Source organism: Burkholderia pyrrocinia, assembly GCF_003330765.1.
In the GTDB taxonomy this organism is placed as follows: Bacteria; Pseudomonadota; Gammaproteobacteria; order Burkholderiales; family Burkholderiaceae; genus Burkholderia; species Burkholderia pyrrocinia_B.
The window spans coordinates 609,461-629,048 of sequence record NZ_CP024904.1; the positions used below are offsets into that span (position 1 = coordinate 609,461).

A 19,588-nucleotide genomic window follows, 5' to 3' on the forward strand; every position below is an offset into this window, starting at 1 on the left:
GCCCTACGCGTGACCCGACTGCGCGGTCGGTTCGGGCTGCGCGGCGGCTGCCGCGCCCATTCGCCAGCCGCCGCGGCGACGCACGAACACATAACCCGCATAACCGAGCGCGGCCAGCACCGCGGCACCGCCCGCGGCCGCGAACGGCCACACGGGCACACCGCCTCGCGGCGCGGCCACATCAGCTTCGTCCTGCAGCGTGCTCGGCACCATCGTGACGCTCACGTTCTCGTACGTGAGCCCTTCGACGCTGTGCACGACGAGGTTCTTGATACTCGGCATCAGCGACGCGACGTCGGTGCCCGGGCGGTACTTGATGAACACCGCCGCGCTCGACGGCTTGACCGTCTGCGACAGCGGGTCGTTGTTCGGCAGCACGATCTGCACGTTCGCGACGATCACGCCGTCGATGTTGCCGAGCGTCTGCGACAGCTGTTCCGATACGCCGTAGATGAAGCGCACGCGCTCCTCGGTCGGCGTCGAGATCAGCCCGTCCTTCTTGAACATCTCGCCGAGATTCGCATGCTTGTCGCGCGGCATCCCGTGCGCGTGCAGCACCTCGAGCGCGTGCGCGGTCTGCTCCTTCGGCGCGGCGATCGACCACGTCTTGCCGTCGTCCGGCGTGACCTTGTGCGCGGCGACGCCCGCGCGCAGCAGCACGACCAGCATGTCGTTCGCGTCGGCCTCGGTCAGCTTCGTGTACAGGTCGCCGTCGCATGCCGCGACCGACAGCGCGAACGCGACGGTCAGCAGCACGCGCGCGCATCGCCCGGTTCCGTTCATTACGCCCTCACTGGTTCTTGAACAGCGTCTGCACCGCGCTCTTGCCCGATTGCGCAAGGCCGGAACCGACGTTCAGGTTGAACGTCGCGACCGTCAGCTCGCTCATCAGCTGCATCTGGTGCGCGGTCAGTTCCGCGATACTCATCGTCTGCGCATTCGCGACGAACGAATCGACGTCCTGGAACGTCGTGTCCAGCGCCTGCTGTTGCGCGCCCATCACGCGATCGATCGCCGACGGGCCGCCGGCATGCTGCGCGTCCGGCGGCGCCGGTTGCGCATCGTGCATCAACGCTTGAAACCGGTCGACCAGATGCTGCGCGGGCCGCGCGGGCGCGCCGGCGGTCTGGCCTGCATCCGCACCGGCAACGCCCGGTATGGCGGACGGCACCGGCGGAACGGGAGGAATCGCTGTCATCGTGGCCTCGCGTCGGGCGTGCGCGGGCTCACGCCCGCAGGTAGTGAAACTGCGACAGGTCGGCCTGTGCGGCCGGCGCGGCGGCCTCGGCCGCCTGCGGCTCGTCGGCCGGCTTCGGCTGCCCGCTCAACAGCTTCACGAGCGATACCGCATCGGCATCGAGGTTCTCCTCGATCACTTCGTTCGCGGTGATCGACCAGCCCGGATCGCCGATCGCGAACAGGCAGCACGCGAGCAGTGCCTTGCTGAGCGGCAGCGGCGACTGTTCGGCCTCGACCGTGCGCAGCATGCGCGCCGCGTCGCGGAATTGCCCGCGCTTCAACGCGATCCACGCGTCGAACGTCTCGAGCGCCTTGATCTTCGGCCGCAGCACGCGCACCGCAGCCAGCACGGCCTCGGATTCGGCGATCCGGTTGCGTTGCAGTCCGACCGTAACGACTTCGATCAATGCCTTCACCACGTCGCCGCCGCATTGCGTGTATTCCATCGCTGGTTCTCCTGTCATCCGTGGTTGCGCCGCACGCCGCGACGTCTGCTGCGCCACGATAGCGACGCACGCCCCGGGCAGCGCGGCCGGACGCGAAGCGGCGCGTGCGCGGGCGAACCGGCCGTCGGCCGGCGCGGCATTTCGCGCGCGCGGCGGCGTCTTCGTGCACCGTGCCGCATGCCCGGCAGCGCGTTGCGACAATCGGCGCGAACCTCACTTCGACGCCAGCCCATGTCCGACGAAAAGACCGAACAGCCGACCGCGAAGCGGCTTCGCGACGCGCGCGAGGACGGCGAAGTCGCGACGAGCCCGGACGTGACCGTCGCCGCCGTATTCATCGCGATCACGGTGCTGCTGTCGACCGCCGGCAATTACTTCGGCGATCACCTGCGTGCGCTGCTCGCGATCGGCGTCGATATCGGGGCCGCACAACGCGACACGTTCGAGCTGCACCGTGCGCTGGGCAGGATGGCGATCGAAGGCGCGTGCATCGCCGGTCCGTTCGTCGCGGTCGCCGCGCTGGCCGCGATTGCCGGCTCGGTGTGCCAGGCCGGACTCGTGCTGTCGCTCGAACCCGTGATGCCGAAGCTCGATGCGATCAATCCGGCAACGGGCCTTCGCAAGATCTTCTCGATGCGCACCGTCATCGACCTGTTGAAGCTGCTCGTCAAGGCGATCGTGGTCGGCGTCGTGCTCTGGCAAGGCGTCTTGCAGCTGCTGCCGCTGATTCTCGGTGTCGCGCACGAGCCGCTCGCCGACGTCGTGCAGATCGGCTGGCGGGTGCTGTGCCGGTTTACCGCGATCGCCTGCGCGCTGTTCGTCGTGGTCGGCGCGGCTGACTGGGGAATCCAGCGCTGGCTGTTCGTTCGCGATCACAGGATGTCGAAGGACGAGGTCAAGCGCGAATTCAAGGACGTCGACGGCAACCAGGAAATCAAGGGCGAACGCCGCAAGATCGCGCACGAGCTGATCTTCGGCGACCCGCGGCAGCGTGTCGCTCAGGCGAAGGCCGTGGTCGTCAATCCAACGCACTACGCGGTCGCACTCGGCTACGACGCCGACGCGCTCGGCGTGCCGCACGTGCTGGCAAAAGGCGTCGACGACGCCGCGCTGCAGCTGCGCGCGTACGCGATCGCGCATGGCGTGCCGATTATCGCGAATCCGCCGCTCGCGCGCGCGCTGCATCGGGTCGACATCGACGCGCCGATTCCGGAAGCACTGTTCGAGGCTGTCGCCGCGGTGCTGAAATGGGTCGACGATCTCGGCCGCCCGGCGGACGGCGACGCGCCCGCCCAATCCCTCCTCTGACGCTCATCATGTCCGTGCTGAAAAAACTCGAATACAGCGGCGAGGTCGCGATCGCGGCACTCGTGATCGCGGTCGTCGCATTGATGATCCTGCCGCTGCCGACGATGCTGATCGACACGCTGCTCGGGCTGAACATCACGATCAGCGTCGTGCTGCTGATGGTGACGATGTACGTGCCGAACTCGATTTCGCTGTCGTCGTTTCCGTCGCTGCTGCTGTTCACGACGCTGTTCCGGCTGTCGCTGAACATCGCGTCGACGAAATCGATCCTGCTGCATGCGGATGCCGGCCACATCATCGAGAGCTTCGGCGAGCTGGTCGTCGGCGGCAATCTCGTCGTCGGCCTGGTGGTGTTCCTGATCATCACGACCGTGCAGTTCATCGTGATCGCGAAGGGCTCGGAGCGGGTCGCCGAGGTCGGCGCGCGCTTCACGCTCGATGCGATGCCGGGCAAGCAGATGAGCATCGACGCCGATCTGCGCGGCGGCAACCTGTCGGCCGACGATGCGCGCCGCAAGCGCGCGCAGCTCGCGATCGAGAGCCAGTTGCACGGCGGGATGGACGGCGCGATGAAGTTCGTGAAAGGCGACGCGATCGCGGGGCTCGTGATCACGATGGTCAACATCTTCGCGGGCATCGTGATCGGCGTGACCTATCACGGGATGACGGCCGGCGACGCGGCCAACCGTTTCGCGATCCTGTCGATCGGCGACGCGATGGTGTCGCAGATCGCTTCGCTGCTGATTTCCGTGGCGGCCGGCGTGATGATCACGCGGGTCGCGAACGAAGCCGACGAAAAATCGACGTCGCTCGGCATCGAGATCGGCCGGCAGCTCGTCAGCAATGTGCGCGCGCTTTTCACCGCCAGCGCACTGCTCGCCTGCTTCGCGCTGGTGCCGGGCTTTCCCGCGCTGCTGTTCCTCGCGCTGGCCGCCGGGGTCGGTGGCGGCGGCTATCTGCTGTGGAAGCGCGAACGCGCACGCGACGCCGACGACAAGGCGCGCATGCCGGCCGCGCGCCGCAAGGGCGCGAAAGGCGAAGCGCCGGCGATTTCGGCGGACGCGCCGGACTTCGCATCGCCGCTGTCGGTACGGATGTCTGCGGAGCTTGCCGCCGCGCTCGACGCGGACGTTCTCGATACGGCGATCGATGCCGAGCGCAAGCGGCTGGTCGAATCGCTCGGCCTGCCGTTTCCCGGCATCGCGATGTGGCAAAGCGCGTCGCTCGACGGCATGCGTTACGAAGTGCTCGTGCACGACGTGCCGATGCTGGCCGGCGAACTCGCCGACGGCGACGGACGCGAGCAGGCGCTCGCGCGTCATGCGGTCGAACCGCTGCATGCGCGCGCACACCTGTTCGTCGGCATGCAGGAAGCGCAGTGGATTCTCGAACAGGTCGGCGCCGACTACCCGGGCCTCGTCGCCGAGGTGCAGAAGACACTGCCTGCGCAGCGGATCGCCGACGTGCTGCGCCGCCTGCTCGAGGAGCGCGTGCCGGTGCGCAACATCAAGGCGATCCTCGAAAGCCTGATCGTCTGGGGCCCGAAAGAAAAGGATCTGCTGATGCTCACCGAATACGTGCGCGGCGATCTCGGCCCCTATCTCGCGCATCGGGCGACAGGCGGCACCGGCCGCTTGCCGGCGGTCATGCTGGATGCGGCGGTCGAACAGCTGATCCGCCAGTCGATCAAGGCAACGCCGGCCGGCAACTTCCTTACGCTCGCTCCGGAACAGGCCGCGCAGCTCGTCACGCAGGTCGAGCAGATTGTCGGCGACACGGCGCGCGAGCCGGTGGCGCTCGTCACGTCGATGGACATTCGCCGCTATTGCCGCCGGATGATCGAGGCGCGCCTGGGCTGGCTGCAGGTGTACTCGTTCCAGGAGCTGAGCGGGCACGTCGAGCTGCAACCGTTGGGACGGGTCGTCGCATGACGCTCGCCCGACGCACGCCGCGCGCGGTGCGCATACACACGCCGCCGGCGCCGGTTCCCGGCCCGCACTCGCCCGATGCGGCCCGCCGCGCGCGTTTCGCCGCGTTGCGCGGCACCGCGCGAACGGCCGTTGCGTTCGCATCGATGGCCGACGACGTCGACACAACGACGACTCCGCACGAGGAGCACCACGCGGGCGCGGGCGCTACCGGCGCGCGCACGCGCGTCGATCCGGACGGCGAGCCCGCCGGTGCAGGTATGCCGGATGAACGCGACGCTTCCGATGCGCAGGACACGCCCGACGCGAGCGGCCTGTCAGGCCGCATCGCGCTCGCGTGCCTGCAGGAAAGCCGCGCGCGGCTGACCGCCGAGCGGATCGCCGCACGCGTCGCCGAGTTCTGCAACACGGCGGCCGTCCAACAGCACGGCACGTGGTCGGCCCGGTTGCGGCTCGATCCGAGCCTGCTGTCCGACACGCTGCTGTCGATGACGCTTTCGCCTGCCTGCCTGTCGCTTCGCTTCGAAACCGCGAATGCACAGGCGCGGCAGCTAATCTGCGCTCACCAGGACACGCTGCGCTCGACGCTCGAAGCCGCGCTGCACGGCCGCTACGAACTCGACGTCGACGTAGGATGACTCGCTCCCCTTGCTCGCGGATGAACCACGAACCGAATCGCCCGAACCCGCTTCCGCTCGCGCCGCTTGCCGCCGCGCTGGCACGCATCGCACCGTCCGCTGCACGGCTGGCGCGCGCGTTGTCCGATGCGCGGCTCGTGCGCGCCGCGCGCCGCACGGGCCTCGACATTGCGGTGCGGGCGGCGCGGACATCGCGTGCACTCGGCTGTCCGGCGTCGCTGACGCTGCGTTTCGATGCCGGCACGCTGCGGTTGCGCATCGATGCGCATGCGGATGCTGCGCTCGCATTCGTCGTGACGGACACGGACGCGACGCGGCGCGCGGCAGCGGCCGGGATCGTGCTCGAGCGCACGCTCGCACGGCTCGCGCCGCTCGGTCTCGGCCCGGCGCGGGTCGTCGAGTTCGCCGCGTTCGACGCCGACCGTTCAGGCAACACGCCCGCATCGCTGGACGTGATGCTGATCAGCCGCGCATCGCGCGTCGACGCCCGCGTCGTCAGTGTGGACGACGACGTCGCCGCGCAGCTGGAAGCGCACTGTACGACCTTGCCGGCCGCGCCCCCGCCGTGGCTGCATGCGCTGCGTGTGCCCACCCGCGTGCGGCTCGGCACGCGTCGCTACGATTGCGCGCTGCTGCGCTCGCTGCGTGCCGGCGACATCCTGCTGCACGCGCTCGCGGCCACGCCCGACGGCGTGCTGGAGCACGCATCGCTGCATGGCGGGCACGCGCACGGCCGGCAATGGCGCGCGGCCGTGCGCGTGTCCGGCCCCACCCTGATCCTCACTGCATCGCCCGCCATGACTTCCGATCACGATGACGCGCCGACTGGCGCCTTCCCGCTCCATGAAACGGTGCCGGTCGACACCCTCGACGTACCGGTCCAGCTCGAACTCGACGCGATCGTGCTGCCGGTCGCCGATCTCGCGGCGCTCGGCCCCGGCCACATCCTCGAACTCGCGCTGCCCGTCGACGACGCCGATATCCGCCTCGTCGTTTATGGCCAGACGATCGGCGTCGGCCGGCTGGTCGCAGTCGGCGACCAGCTCGGCGTACAAATTTCCCGTATGGCGGTGCGCGATGCAACAGATTCCTGATATCGGCTCGCTGCTGCTCGCACTGCTGCTGCTCGGGCTGCTGCCGTTCGCCGCGATGGTGGTCACGTCGTACACGAAGATCGTCGTCGTGCTCGGCCTGCTGCGCAACGCGCTCGGCGTGCAGCAGGTGCCGCCGAGCACCGTGCTCAACGGCATCGCGCTGATCGTGTCGTGCTTCGTGATGGCGCCGATCGGGATGGACGCGCTGCGCGGCGCGCAGACGGCGGCGCCGGGCGACTACACGACGAACCGCGTCGCGGAGCTGGTCGACGCGACCCGCGAGCCGTTTCGCCGCTTCCTGCTGAAGCACACCCGCGAGCGCGAAAAGGCGTTCTTCCTGCGCTCGGCCCGGGAAATCTGGCCGAAGGACAAGGCCGACGCGCTGAAGCCCGACGACCTGATCGTACTCGCGCCCGCGTTCACCCTGACCGAGCTGACCGATGCCTTCCGGATCGGCTTCCTGCTGTATCTCGTGTTCGTCGTGATCGATCTCGTGATCGCGAACGTGCTGATGGCGATGGGGCTGTCGCAGGTCACGCCGACCAACGTCGCGATTCCGTTCAAGCTGCTGCTGTTCGTCGTGATGGACGGCTGGTCGACGCTGATTCACGGTCTCGTGCTGACCTACAGGTGATGCGATGGATGCCGATTCGCTGGTGCGCCTCACTTCCGACGCGTTGATGCTGTGCCTGATGGTGTCGCTGCCGGTCGTCGCGGTCGCGGCGCTCGGCGGGCTGCTGATCGCGTTCCTGCAGGCCGTGCTGTCGCTGCAGGATTCGTCGATCAGCTTCGGCTTGAAACTCGCGATCGTCACGGTCACGCTGATCGTGTGCGCGCCGTGGGGCGCGGCCGCCATCCTGCGTTTCGGCGATGCACTGATGAAGGCGGCTTTCCCGTGAGCATACGCGTAACGAACCGCCCGGGCACCGCTGCCGATCTCGCTCCCGAAGCCGTGCAGCCTGCCGCACCCGTGCCGGGCGCGCGACGCGCGCCCTCGTCGGGCGGCACGCTGCGCGCGGGGCGGCGCGGCTGGCGCTTCGCGTCGCCGGACGCGGCCGGCGACGCGCCGTCCGACACGCTCGACGATGCGGTGTCGCCCGCGCTGGCGCCGTTGACGCGCGCGCCGCGACGCCCTCGCCGGCGCGGCGCGCGCGGCGCCGACGTGCCGGGCGCGGAAGCCGAATACGAGCAGGCAGACGAACGCCAGGTGCGCGCACGGGCAGGACGCAGCCAGGCGAGCTTGAGTGTCGCCGTCGGCGGCGCGTCCGGCGGTCGCGGCGGCGGCGGTCACGAGGGCAGCGACGACGGCGCGCGGCAGCAGCGCACGCTTGCCGCCGTGCACGCCGCCGAATCGCACGCCGGGACGACAGCCTCGGCACCGCCCGTGCCGGCCGAAATCGCGCGCCGCGTCGACCAGGTGATCGACCTGTTCGGCGTCGAGCTGCGCCGGCACTCGGGCGATCCGCGCGGCGTGCGCGACGCGCTCGCGCACGCGGTGTTCGCGCTCACGCGCATCGAGCGCGACCACGCGGGCAGCACGCCGTTGCGGCACGCGGCATGGCGCCTGATGGCCGACCATCTCGGCGCCGCGCAGCCAAACCGCGACGCGGCGCCCGATACGTTGCGCGAGATTCGCGAGCGCCTTGCCGCACTGTTCGCGGACGGCACGCCCGCCGCCTCGGACGCGCTGCGCCGCTTCCAGCTGCTCGCGCCGCTGTGGCTGCTCAACGCCGCGCGACCGCGGCGCGAGCGCGATGCGCGGCGCGCGGCCGCACGGCTGCGGATGATGCTGGCCGACGGCGACGCCGTCTGAAGCGGACCGACCACGAATGGATACCGGGAATTCGCAAATGCAGAACGAACTTCGCGTACTGACCGGCGTGCATGCAGGCGCGCGACTACAGTTGAACGCAACACGCTACCGGATCGGCCGAGACACCGACGCGCAGATCCGGCTGACCGACTGGCACGATGTCCCACTGACGATCGAGACCGACGACGATGGAACGCTTCGCTACCGCACCGACGACGACACGCTGCACGGACTGCTGGCCGCATTCGAGCCGGTGCGCTTCGGTTCCGTCGTGCTGTGCGTCGGGCCGGCCGACCGCACATGGCCCGACGATCTCGCGCTGCTCGGCAGGCTGTTGCACGCGAACGACGCGCCACCGCGCGACGCCGCCGCGCCGCCCGTGCCCGCACCGGCGCGGCGCGCATCGAACGCCCGCGCCCGCCGTGCGCTCGCTTGCGGAGCCGTTGCAGTGAGCATGCTGATCGCCGCCCCGTTCCTGCGCTTCGGCGCCGAGTCGCGCGCGTCGAACGTGCCCGATACGCGGCTCGCGCTGGACGCGACCAGCGCGGCATTGCGGCGCATGCGGCTCGACGAGCTGCACGCGTCGCTCGTCGGCGGCACGCTCGTGGTCGACGGCATCGCGCCGGACGCGGCCGCGGCCACCGCCGTGCACCGCTTGCTGCAGCGTCAGCCGGTGCGCAGCGACGCGCGCTTCGCGGTCGCGAGCACGATCGTCGAGAACATCCGCGAATCGCTCGACAACCGCGATCTCGACGTGCGCTACACCGGCGACGGCGTGTTCGCCGTGACAGGCTCGACCGCCGACGCGCGTCATGCGCTCGCCCGCGTGGCCGAGGTGCGTTCGGATCTCGGCGCCGGCGTACGGCGCATCGACGTCGCGATCGATGCGGCCGACCCCGCGCAGAAAACACCGTCATCCTACGACGCCGCGCTCGGCATCGACGGATTGCGTTACGTCGAAACGCCGGACGGCACCAAGCATTTCGTCGGCGGTACGCAATGATTTCACGCCATTCACCCGATCAGGAGTTCCGAATGTTCGAAGCGCTCGACGCGAAGATAACCGCAGACCTGAACCAGCTTGCCGCGACCTGCGCAGCCGATCCCGATGGCCGCCGCATTGCGGCGATCGTCTCCGCACTCGACGAAACAGCCAGGCGGGTCAAGGCACACTGGACGAGCGCGCCCGACCAGGCGTCGCGCACGGATGCGAGCGTGCTGCACGAAGGGCTGCTGGCCGCGCGCGAAATCGTGCTCGACACGAGCGCACAGGCCGCCGCGAGCTGAGCCGAAACAGCGGGCACGTCCCGCGACACCCGGCGCGCACGGCGACGCGGCGGGTGAACGAATCCGAGCGGCATTCCGGTGCCGCAAGGACAACGCCGATGGCAACGCAACTTCCCTGAACCACTTCCTCACAGGAGCATCCACATGGGCATCAGCAGCATCTTCCGCGGTGCAAACGCCGGCTCGTCGGCAACGAGCGTCATGAACAGCGTCGCGAACAGCGCCACGACAGCCGCAACCAGCAGCGCGATGGGCACGTCGACGCTCGCGTCGGAGCAATCCGGCATCAGCGGCGCCGAATCGACGGTCCAGGGTTCGGTCAACGACCAGATGGGCATGAACAACGCGATCACCGCCGCGATGAACGCGTTGAACTTCAACATGGCCGAGAACCAGGTCATCAAGAAGGCCGGCGACAACGCAAAGTCGCTCACGCAGTAACGCCCGCCGCCGGTGCGAACGCCCCGCCCGCCGGCGGCGTTCGCACCGGCCCCGCCTTTCCGTTCCGCGCGGGGCTGCCCCGCCCGCGTCTTCACCGCCTCCTGCCGCACGCACGCCGATGCCTTCCGAACGCTTCGATGCGGCCGTCGCCGATCTGTGCGACGCGCTCGCACTACCCGACGTCGACCGCGTGCTGAAGCACCGCCGGATCGAAATTGACGGATTCGACGTGATGCTGCATGCGGGCCGCGATCACGAAGACAGCGACACGAACGACGACGCGCTGTACCTGCACATGCAATACGGCATCGTGACGGCCGGCCGCACGCTGGCCGTGTTCCGGCTGATGCTCGAAGCGAACCTGTCCATCTACGCGCAGGACCAGGCACAGCTCGGGCTCGACGACACAACCGGCGGCATCGTGATGATCGTGCGCGTGCCGCTCGACGACAACGTGACGGGCGACTGGCTCGTCGACCTGCTCGATCACTATGTCGAGCATGGCCGTTACTGGAAGAACAACATCTTCGCGTCGACCGACGAGATGTTCGACGCAATCGCGACCGGCGCGTATCTGTGGATCCGTGCCTGACGATCGCGGTGCATGCCGTTCGCCCGCGCATCGACGCATTCGCGTCGCGCGCCGACGCGCAACACCGCGACGTTTACCCTGAGCTGTCGGACACGGCTTCGTGCGCCGCGCCGGCGCTCACTCCATCTCCGAGGGACAAACGATGCGAAGAACAACCTCCGTCACCCCAGCAGTGCAATCGGCCCATCCCGCACCGACCGACCACAGCGCCGATGCCGCACAACAGCAACCGGCCGCGACCGACTCCAGCGCCACGCCGCAGCCGCGCCGCACGCTCGGCGAACTGCTGGGCGGCAATCCCGGCGCGCCGACCGAAGCCGCGCCGCGCCGTCCTAACGGTGGCACCGGGAACTTCGCATCGAAGCTGAAAGGCCGCGCGCAACGCTTCATGCAGAAACGGCTCGTCAGCACGACCACGTCGGCGGTCGTCGTTTCCAGCACGCACACGGGTCGTCCGACCGCGCTGCCCGCGCGCGGCAACACGCGCATCGAATCGCATCCGGACTCGCCCGCGCTCGATACCCCCGCCCCCGACACGCCGCCGCCTCCGCTGCCGTCATCGCAGGAGCGGCGGCTCGCGCGCGTGATGAAGCAGACGTTCGATGCAGCCGCGTCGCCGGGCGCGGCGGTCCGCGACGACATCAAGCATGCGCTCGGGATGAAACCGGTGCACGACACGGCGCGGCTCGACGCGATGGGTTCCGGCGCCGGTTTCGAGCAATGGCTCGGCACGCGCTTCGGCGACACGCCGGCCGCGCACGCGTTGCACGCGGCACTCGCGCAGCCGTTCGCCGGCCACGACATGCGCGTGCCCGATGCGCTGCCGTTCGCGCCGCATGCGCTGCTGGCCGACGCGCTCGCGCAAGCGACGCACGCGCAGCCGGCTCGTGCCCATGCGGCGTTGACCGCGCTGCAGCGCGGCGCATTCCTGCCGTCGGCGTCGCTCGACGACGATCCGGATGCCGATGTTTTCCACGATGCGCTCGACAGGCTCGATGATTCCGACGACGCGTTCGAAGATGCGATCGGCGACACGGCGCCATTCGACGCGCCGCTGCCGACGTCGCCGGCGTCGCCGCAGGCGCGTGCCGACGCATTCGCTGTCGCGCAGATCCTTGCCGACAGCGGCGCGGGCTTCGATGCGCTGGCCGCGTTGCTGCCGCCGCTGTCCGCGCCGCGCCGCGACGCGCTGCGCGACGTGCTGTCCGCGTCCGCGCAAATCGCGGCCGAGCGCGGCGAGGCGGCCGATCTCGCCGGCACGCTGCAACACGCGACGCAGGCCGCCGGCCAGCCGGCACGCGACACGCTCGCATGCAAGGCGCTGCGCGCGAGCCACGCACGGCTGGCCGGCGATGCGCCGCTGTCGGCCGCCGACCGCACCGCACTGTTCGCGTGGCGCCAGGGCTTTCGCGACGATGGGCGGCACGGCATGCTGTCGCGCACGCGCGAGCGGCTCGCGAAGTTTCGCAAGTACGTGTCGCGCGCCGAAAGCCGCGACCGGATGAACCGCACCGCATTCGATCCGGCGCAGCCGCTCGCTTCCTCGCTGCGCGTCACCGGCAATGCGGTGCGGCGCGCGAAGCACGTGGTCCAGCGCGCGTTCGGCACCAAGAAATCGCCGCTCCTCGCGGCCGGTCGATACGGGACGATGGGCGCGCACCTGAAACACCCGGACGACGACCAGGCGCGGCTCGACACGCACCTCACGCAGGCAATCGACCTGCTGCGCGCGCATCTCGAGGAAGCGCACCCGCTGCAACCGACCGATGCGGCCGACGTGCTCGCCGGCCGCACGCCGGCCGCGCTCGCGCGCATCGCGGTGCTAGCGCACTGGGCCGAGCGCAGCGAAACCGCGCGGCCGTATGGACAGTCGCTCGACGCGCAGTCGCTCGTCGACATCGCCGCGCGCATCGACGCGCTCGCCGGCGTGCCGCCCCGCTTCTCGGTCTCCCCGGCCGCCGCCGAGCGCCCGCATGCGATGCCGCCACTGCCGCCCGCGGTCGCGGCGCTCGCGGGCATGAAGCTGACCGACGACACGCTTGCCGCGTGGGCCGCGCAAAGCGCGCTGCCGATGCAGCAGGCGGGCGAGTCCGGCGCCCCGCCGGCCGAATCGGCGTTCGCCGGCGCGCTGCGCCACGCGCGCGCGATCCTCCATCCGCTCGACGTGAAGCCCGACAACCTGTCGCCGGACGCGCTGAAGACCTTTCTGAAGCAATACATCGCCGATCACAACGGCGGCAACACGCTGTCGTTTACCGACGGCGGCGTCGCCGGCGCCGACGCGGGCGCGCTGTCGATCAACATCGCGCTCGCCGTCACGCATGCGGGCGCGCTGCTGCTGCCGATCATCGACGTCGGCGCGTCTCGCGGCCGCACGGCGACGGTATCGATCGCGACCGGCTCGGAAGGCGGCGAGATCTTCATCGGCACGCAGTCGGCGCACGAAGGGCACGTCGGCGGCGGCGTGTTCCTCGGCGCCGGTTACGGCGTGAAGCACGCGAAGCATTTCAACGCGCTCGTCGGCGGCGCGGCGAGCGCGACCGGCCGCGTCGAGCACGCGAAACCGACCGGCGTGCGGCTGCGCTTCGTGCCGCCGAAGAACGCCGACGGCAAGCCCGACTACGCGGCCATGCGCACGAAGATGAGCGAGGCGGTCGACTATCTGTTCGAGATGTCAGCGCCGGAGCAGCGCGACCTGAGCGCGAACGACCTGTGGGAGCACTTCGCGAACCGCTACTTCGACGATCGCGAACTGTCGGTAGCGTGGGTCGACCACCGGCAGGCCACCGCGCGGATGGGCACGTCGGTGACGGGCATCGCGCGGATCGGGGGCAAGTCGAAGGGCGGCCAGACGGCGCGCGTCGGCGGTTCGCTGACCTACGGCGCGCAGTGGGCGGCGACGCTCGCGAAGCGCGACGACGCGACCGGCGCGCATCCGCAGATGCGCCGCAGCGAGGGCACGTCGCACCTGCAGACGCTCACGGCCAGCGCGAACATGACCGTGCCGTCCGTCGACCTCCCCGGCGAAGGCGCGGCCGACACGCCGAACTCGCTGAGCTTTCCGTCGATCCCGTTCGCGTCGGCGACCTTCGCGCTGCACGAGTCGGGCTTCGACGCGGCGTTCAATGCGATGCTCGAGCAGGGCCGCTTCTCCGAGTCGAATACGTTCATCGACCTGACCGAACACAACGCCGGCTCGTTCGCGCGGTTCGCGTCCGAACCGGGCCACCGCGAGCAGTGGGAGCGCGTGTGCACGGCACTCGAGGACGGCGATGCCGAACGCGGCCGCGCGCGGCTCGACAAGCTGCTCGACGATGCAACGCGCGGCGAACGTCCGAACCAGGGCTTCTACATCCGCTACCGCCTCAAGCAGGACGTGCTGCGCACGCTCGACCAGTACGCGGCGGCGGCGAAGCAGGCCGCGCGCCGGCCCGACGGCGCCGACGAACTGGCCGCGCTGCGCCGCGCGAGCTACGCGCTGGTGCGGCGGCCGGACGCGCGCGTGCCGCAGTCGCTGGCCGTCTACGAGGAGGTGTCGGCCCGCCGCAGCGCCGGCGTCAATTTCGGGCTCCAGGTGCAAGCGCAGACCAGCGCGAGCGGCGCACGCGAAGTGTCGCTGATCGACCTGCCGCTCGACATCGCGAATCGATGGGCGCAGCCCGCGCCGGCCGATGCGAATGCCGGATGAGCAGTTCGCCTCGCGCGCCGCCGCTTCGCATCGCGGCGGCGTTTGTCATGTCGGCGGCGGACAGTGAATGACCCGGCGCCACGCCGCCCGACCGTCGAGTTTCAGCCATGCTTCGTCTCTTCAATCGTTCGTCGCTGTCGCGCGGCACAGCCGACGCTGCCGCTGCGCCGGCTCCGGCTTCCGACGCAGCGGCCACCGCTGCAGCCACCGCGACGGCGGCGGCCGCGCCCGGCAAACCGGCCGCGCTGTCGCCGCTCGGCCGTTTCAAGCGCACGCTCGGCGTTGCGGACCGCGAGACCGCGACGCTGGCGTCGAGCCACAAGCGCGCGGGCCGGCCGCTTGCGCCGTCGGTGCGCGCCCGCGTGCCGCAGGCGGACGCGACTGCGGCGGCAGTGCCCGCCGCACAACGGCACGCCGGGCCGCACGCGAGCGCCGCTCCGCCCGATACCGCGCCGCCAAACGCCGCGGCGGCGTCCTCGTCCACACCGAGCGTCGATACCGCGACCGCAGCCGACACCGGGAGCGCCCCTCGCATCGATCGTCCCGCGAAGCCGCCGCGCGGCGCAGCAAAAGCCGATTCGCTCAAACGCAGCCTGTTCGCGCGCGCGGCGCACGCGAAACACAAGCCGCCGGCCGGTGCCGCGCCGAACGCCACACCGCCGGCAGGCGCGGCGCAGGTTCCACACGGCGCGGCCGCATTTCGCGCAGCCGCGCGCGCGCTGTTCGCGGACGATGACGATGCGCCCGCCGCGCGCGACGCACTGCTCGACCGTCTCGCCGCATTCGCTCCGCGCACCGACGCGATGCCGGACGCACCGTTCGGCCGGCCGCTGCTGGCGGCACAGACGCTTGCGGTCGTCGCACACGGCAACGCGGCTGCCGCGCTGCGCGCGCTCGACTACGTCGAACACGATCTCGACTTCGCGCCCACTACGCCCGGCGCGCCGCCGCCCACCCCGGACGCAGACGGCGACGTCTGGTTCGACGCATCCGACGCTCCGCACACCGATACCGATGACGATGCGGAACCCGTGTTCCGCGATGCGGCGAGCGCGTTCCCGAATGCGGACGACACGCGCGCCGCCGAACGCGCGGGCTGGCAAGCCGCGCAACTGCTGTCGCACTCGGACGACGGCTTCGCGGTGTTGACCGATCTGGTCGGCGCGCGGTTGCCCGCCGCGTCGCGCGACACCGCTCGCGCGCTGCTGCAAGCGGCCGATCAACTGCGCGCGGCCGGCGGCGACGCGACGCTGCCGGCCGACTTCGCGCACACGCCGGTCGCAACCGGCGATGCGCGCGCTTCGCTCGCGGCGCGCACCGCCGCCGCGGCAGCCCGGCGGCTGCGCGGCGACCCGGCACAGCCGCACGACGCAGGCACGCTGTTCGCGTGGCGTCAGGGTTACCGCGACGACGGCAAGCACGGCCTGCTGGCGCGCACCGCCGGCCGCCTCGCGAAGTTCACGCGGCGCACGATCCCGCGCGTCGAGAAGCGCAGCGGCACGTCGCGCCTGTGGGGCATGCTCGCGAAAAAGAAATCGCCGCTGTCGGGGCTCGCGTTCGGCACGCAGGGCGCTCAACTGGGCACGCTCGACAAGGAGGCCGCGAAACGCGACAGCGCGCTGCGCGCGGCGGCCGCGGCGCTGGCCGATCACCTCGATGCGAGCGCCGCGCACGCGACCGGCGCGCGTGCCTCGGAGCGTGCTGCACGCACCGCGATGCTGCGGCACTGGGCCGGCGACAGCACGAACGCAAACGCCGACGCGAACGCGCCGGAAGCCGGCGCACTCGCGCCCGACGCCGAACTGTTCGACGCGTGGCTGCGCGAATCCGCGCTCGCGCACGCGCCGTCGGCCGCGGCGGCCGCGCGCGCGATCGACGCCGTGCGTGCCGTCGACACCGCGCGCGACACGCGCCCCGATGCGATGACCGTCGACGACGTCAAGCGCCTGTTCCGCGATTTCCTCGAGCACGGAATCGAATCGGCGGGCAAGCTGAAGCTGAGCGACGGCGGCCAGATCGAGCTCAGCACGCGCGGCGTGTCGACGAGCCTGCAGCACGTCGCGCACGGCGTCGGCTTCCCGCTGTCGATCCGGCTCGATCTGCGCATCGGCGGCGGCCGCCACGCGAGTGTCGAAGTCGGACGCGGCGGCCAGGGCATCGACATCTTCGTCGGCACGCAGCGCTCGGTCGGCATGGTGGCCGGCGCCGGCGTGACGGCCGGCTACGACTTCAAGGGACGCTTCGCACGGCTGCGCGCGAGTGCCGGCGCGAGCGTCGTGCCGGTGGACGTCGAGCGCACGGAGCCGGCCGGCGTCGTGCTGCGCGCGCCGCGCCGGATGAGGGCGCCGATCGACGACTACGCGGACTGGGCGCAGCCGAAATACGACGACGACGCGATGAAACGCACGATCGGCGAATTGTCCGACTTCCTGTTCGAGCAGGCCGGCCGCGCGCAATCGCCGGAACAGCTGTGGGAAGCGCTCGCCGCCCGCTACGGCGACGAGCGCACCGTATCCATCGGCTGGATCGATACCGTGCAGCGGGAGAGCAAGGCGCACGTCGCGATCGATGCGGGCGTCGGCGTGCGCGTGAGCGGCAAGCACACGCCGGTGCGCATCGGGCCGTCGGCCGAGCTGTCGTACGAGACGACGCTGCATGCCTCGCAGGACGGCATCGAGCGCGCAGGCACCCATCGCGTCGAGACGCACCATCTCGGCGGCAAGTCGCGGATGAAGCTGCGTTACGGGCTCGGCGCCGGCGTCGGCGAGAAATTCGGCAAGGTCACGCAGGGGCTGACGTCGGCCACGCCGCTCTCGCGCTCGCATCACTTCTTCGCGAACGGCCAGACCGCGAAGCTGCAACTCGCGACGGCCGGCACGACGCTCGTCGATCGCGCGTGCTATGCGGACCTCGAATACCACAGCGCGGACGCGTTCGTCGCGACCGTCGAACACGAACGCGCACAGTGGCTCGACATGCTTGCACGCCGCGCGGGCAGCGACCCGGCCCGCGCCGAGGCGGACCTCGACGCGTTCGTCGCCACGCTGCGCGAGATCCGCCAGCCGAACCAGCTCTACCTGCACCGCCGCCGACTGCGCCCCGCCGTCGCGCGCGAAATCGAGCAGCACCGCGCGCTCGCCGACCTGCAGCGGCGGCTCGGGCACGCGGATGCGGCCGCCGCGCTCGACGCGCGCGAAGACGCGCTGCTCGCCGCGCCCGAATCGTGGCTGCCGCAGATGCTCGCGGTGCGCGAACAGCAGTCCGTGTCGAAAAAGCGAGGCTTCGCCGCAATGTTCCGGCTGCAGGGAGCAACCGCCAGCACGGGCCAGCGCGAACTGGTCAACCTGAAATTCGGCTGACGGGACCGTCGACGCATGACGATCCCACTATCTGGTCGCAGCATGATTGTCACGACGTCGACATGCGATTGTCATAGATTTGTCGCGAGCGGCGCGGCGGATACCGGTCGCGACGTTCGGGTTGAGCGCTTAAATTTTCTTTGCTAGCCTGCACGACCCAGCGCGCCCCGAAGGTCGTCGTCCCGCGATGCCGACCGCTCGAGCGCGAACGATCGTTCGATGCACTACGGAATACCCGCATGACGACGCTTGCCGCTGTCCCCTCCGTCGAAGCGATTTTCCGCAACGACTACCCCTGGTTGCTCGGCCGCCTGCGCTACAAGCTCGGCTGCGCGTTTACGGCCGAGGACATCGCTTCCGAAACGTTCGCGCAACTCGTCGCGCAGTCGTGTGCGCCGTCGGTGCGCGAGCCGCGCGCGCTGCTGACGACGATCGCGTACCGGCTCGTCTACGATTTCTGGCGGCGCCGCGACCTCGAGCGCGCGTACCTCGCGGTGCTCGCCGCGCGCCCGGAAAACGTCGCGGCGTCCGAGGAGGAGCGCGCGCTCGTCGTCGAAACGCTGCACGCGATCGACCGGAGGCTCGCCGGGTTGTCCGCGAAGGCGCGCAACGCGTTCGTCTACAGCCAGTTCCACGGGCTCACGCATGCAGAGATCGCCGAGCGGCTCGGCGTATCCAAGCGGACGGTGCGCGATTACCTCGCGCAGGCGCTGCGCGCGTGCTATCTCGCTTCGTTGCAGTGAATTTCGCCGATACGCCGAAGACGAGCGACCCGATCGATCCGCAGGTACTCGACGACGCCATTCACTGGATGGTGCTGCTGCGCTCCGGCGACGCCACCACGCGCGATCGCGCGCGCTTCGATGCGTGGAAACGGGCTGATCCCGCGCACGCACAAGCCGTCGAGCGGCTCGACGCGTCGCTCGGTGCGATGGCGCCGCCCGCCACGCACGGGCTCGAGCCGCGCGCGCTCGGCGACGCGCTGCTCGCCGCGCCGGCACGCCGGCGCGCCGTGCGCGGCGTGCTGTCGTTCGGCGCACTCGTCGTCGGCGCGGGCGTGCTCGCCGACCGCTTCTACCCACTCGGCGAGCTGTCGGCCGACTTTCACACGAATACCGGCGATCAGCGCACGACCGCGCTGGCGGACGGCTCGTCGCTGACGCTGGCCGCGCGCAGCGCCGCCGACGTCGACTACCGCGCGGACGAGCGCGGCGTCACGCTCCGGGCCGGTGCGCTGCTCGTGCGGGCAACGGCGGGCAACCGCCCGTTCGTGGTCCGGCATGCGGCCGTTGCCGTGCGCGCCCGCGCAGGCGCGTTCGCGGTTCGCGCCGCGGGCCCGTGGCTGCACGTCGCGGCGCTCGACACACCGATCGGGATTGCCGCGCCCGGCGGCGCGACGCTGTGGCTGCAGCCGGGCCACACCGCGCGCGCCGGCACGGGGCGCATCGATCCGCTCGCGACGAGCGCGGCCGACGAAACCGCCTGGCGCAACGGCCAGCTCGTCGTGCATACCGAGCCGCTCGGCACGGTGATCGCTCGACTGCGTCCGTACTATCCGGGCGTGATCCGCGTGACGGACGCCGCTGCGGCGCTGCCCGTCACCGGCGTGTTCCGGCTCGACGACCCTTCGCGCACGCTGGCCGCGCTCGTCGCGACGCTGCCGCTGCAGATCCGGCGCTATGCCGGATGCGTGGTCATGGTTTCGCTCGCGCCGCAAGCCTGACGCTTGCGCGCCGACGCAGCCGTGCGCCGCGG

Annotated in this window: 18 protein-coding genes; 15 read left to right on the forward strand and 3 right to left on the reverse strand. The window is 70.7% G+C overall.

Annotation, left to right across the window (positions count from 1 at the left end; translation table 11 throughout):
• Positions 1 to 3 precede the first annotated feature (3 nt).
• Genes sctJ through CUJ89_RS35845 form a run of 3 tightly spaced genes read right to left on the reverse strand, consistent with a single transcriptional unit; the run spans position 4 to position 1,685 of the window.
• On the reverse strand, positions 4 to 783 hold the full coding sequence (gene sctJ / locus CUJ89_RS35835) for a type III secretion system inner membrane ring lipoprotein SctJ (RefSeq protein WP_114182152.1): 780 nt from the start codon (positions 781 to 783) through the stop codon (positions 4 to 6).
• A 7-nt stretch (positions 784 to 790) separates the two neighbouring features.
• Positions 791 to 1,198: a type III secretion protein HrpB2 gene (locus CUJ89_RS35840; RefSeq protein WP_114182153.1), complete on the reverse strand. Its 408-nt coding sequence runs from the start codon at positions 1,196 to 1,198 to the stop codon at positions 791 to 793.
• Between the two features lie 28 nt (positions 1,199 to 1,226).
• Positions 1,227 to 1,685: an HrpB1 family type III secretion system apparatus protein gene (locus CUJ89_RS35845; RefSeq protein WP_114182487.1), complete on the reverse strand. Its 459-nt coding sequence runs from the start codon at positions 1,683 to 1,685 to the stop codon at positions 1,227 to 1,229.
• A 231-nt stretch (positions 1,686 to 1,916) separates the two neighbouring features.
• Here CUJ89_RS35845 and sctU point away from each other — a divergent pair, with 231 nt between their 5' ends.
• From sctU to CUJ89_RS35920, 15 genes are all read left to right on the forward strand, one after another.
• Positions 1,917 to 2,993 (forward strand): type III secretion system export apparatus subunit SctU, encoded by a 1,077-nt coding sequence (sctU, locus tag CUJ89_RS35850; protein WP_114182154.1) that lies wholly within the window; start codon positions 1,917 to 1,919, stop codon positions 2,991 to 2,993.
• An 8-nt stretch (positions 2,994 to 3,001) separates the two neighbouring features.
• The gene (locus CUJ89_RS35855) at positions 3,002 to 4,924 is read left to right on the forward strand and encodes an FHIPEP family type III secretion protein (protein ID WP_114182155.1); all 1,923 of its coding nucleotides are present in this window, start codon (positions 3,002 to 3,004) and stop codon (positions 4,922 to 4,924) included.
• Positions 4,921 to 5,559, forward strand: a complete 639-nt coding sequence (gene sctP, locus CUJ89_RS35860; RefSeq protein ID WP_114182156.1) for a type III secretion system protein SctP — start codon at positions 4,921 to 4,923, stop codon at positions 5,557 to 5,559. Before CUJ89_RS35855 ends, sctP begins: the two co-directional genes overlap by 4 nt.
• Positions 5,556 to 6,653, forward strand: coding sequence for a type III secretion system cytoplasmic ring protein SctQ (gene sctQ / locus CUJ89_RS35865; RefSeq protein ID WP_114182157.1), 1,098 nt, complete (start codon positions 5,556 to 5,558; stop codon positions 6,651 to 6,653). Before sctP ends, sctQ begins: the two co-directional genes overlap by 4 nt.
• Positions 6,637 to 7,287, forward strand: coding sequence for a type III secretion system export apparatus subunit SctR (gene sctR / locus CUJ89_RS35870; RefSeq protein WP_114182158.1), 651 nt, complete (start codon positions 6,637 to 6,639; stop codon positions 7,285 to 7,287). Before sctQ ends, sctR begins: the two co-directional genes overlap by 17 nt.
• Positions 7,288 to 7,291: 4 nt before the next feature.
• A complete protein-coding gene (gene sctS / locus CUJ89_RS35875) occupies positions 7,292 to 7,552 on the forward strand; it encodes a type III secretion system export apparatus subunit SctS (RefSeq protein WP_114182159.1) in 261 nt (86 codons plus the stop codon).
• Positions 7,549 to 8,466: a hypothetical protein gene (locus CUJ89_RS35880; protein WP_114182160.1), complete on the forward strand. Its 918-nt coding sequence runs from the start codon at positions 7,549 to 7,551 to the stop codon at positions 8,464 to 8,466. The genes sctS and CUJ89_RS35880 overlap by 4 nt, the downstream gene beginning before the upstream one ends.
• Before the next feature lie 37 nt (positions 8,467 to 8,503).
• Entirely contained in the window at positions 8,504 to 9,469 is a 966-nt protein-coding gene (gene hrpD5 / locus CUJ89_RS35885; RefSeq protein WP_114182161.1) for an HrpD5 family protein, read from the forward strand.
• Positions 9,470 to 9,501: 32 nt separating this feature from the next.
• Entirely contained in the window at positions 9,502 to 9,753 is a 252-nt protein-coding gene (locus CUJ89_RS35890) for a serine kinase (protein WP_114182162.1), read from the forward strand.
• 144 nt (positions 9,754 to 9,897) lie between these two features.
• The gene (locus tag CUJ89_RS37920; protein WP_152036696.1) at positions 9,898 to 10,194 is read left to right on the forward strand and encodes an ATP-dependent helicase HrpA; all 297 of its coding nucleotides are present in this window, start codon (positions 9,898 to 9,900) and stop codon (positions 10,192 to 10,194) included.
• Positions 10,195 to 10,312: 118 nt separating this feature from the next.
• Complete coding sequence (locus CUJ89_RS35900; RefSeq protein WP_114182164.1) at positions 10,313 to 10,786, forward strand: CesT family type III secretion system chaperone; 474 nt, start codon at positions 10,313 to 10,315, stop codon at positions 10,784 to 10,786.
• Between the two features lie 142 nt (positions 10,787 to 10,928).
• The gene (locus CUJ89_RS35905; protein ID WP_152036697.1) at positions 10,929 to 14,474 is read left to right on the forward strand and encodes a hypothetical protein; all 3,546 of its coding nucleotides are present in this window, start codon (positions 10,929 to 10,931) and stop codon (positions 14,472 to 14,474) included.
• 107 nt (positions 14,475 to 14,581) lie between these two features.
• A complete protein-coding gene (locus tag CUJ89_RS35910; RefSeq protein WP_114182166.1) occupies positions 14,582 to 17,833 on the forward strand; it encodes a hypothetical protein in 3,252 nt (1,083 codons plus the stop codon).
• A gap of 239 nt (positions 17,834 to 18,072) precedes the next feature.
• Positions 18,073 to 18,576 carry a sigma-70 family RNA polymerase sigma factor gene (locus CUJ89_RS35915; protein WP_114182167.1) on the forward strand — a complete coding sequence of 168 codons (504 nt, stop codon included), beginning with the start codon at positions 18,073 to 18,075 and terminating at the stop codon, positions 18,574 to 18,576.
• A complete protein-coding gene (locus CUJ89_RS35920; protein ID WP_152036698.1) occupies positions 18,552 to 19,556 on the forward strand; it encodes a FecR family protein in 1,005 nt (334 codons plus the stop codon). Before CUJ89_RS35915 ends, CUJ89_RS35920 begins: the two co-directional genes overlap by 25 nt.
• Positions 19,557 to 19,588 lie beyond the last annotated feature (32 nt).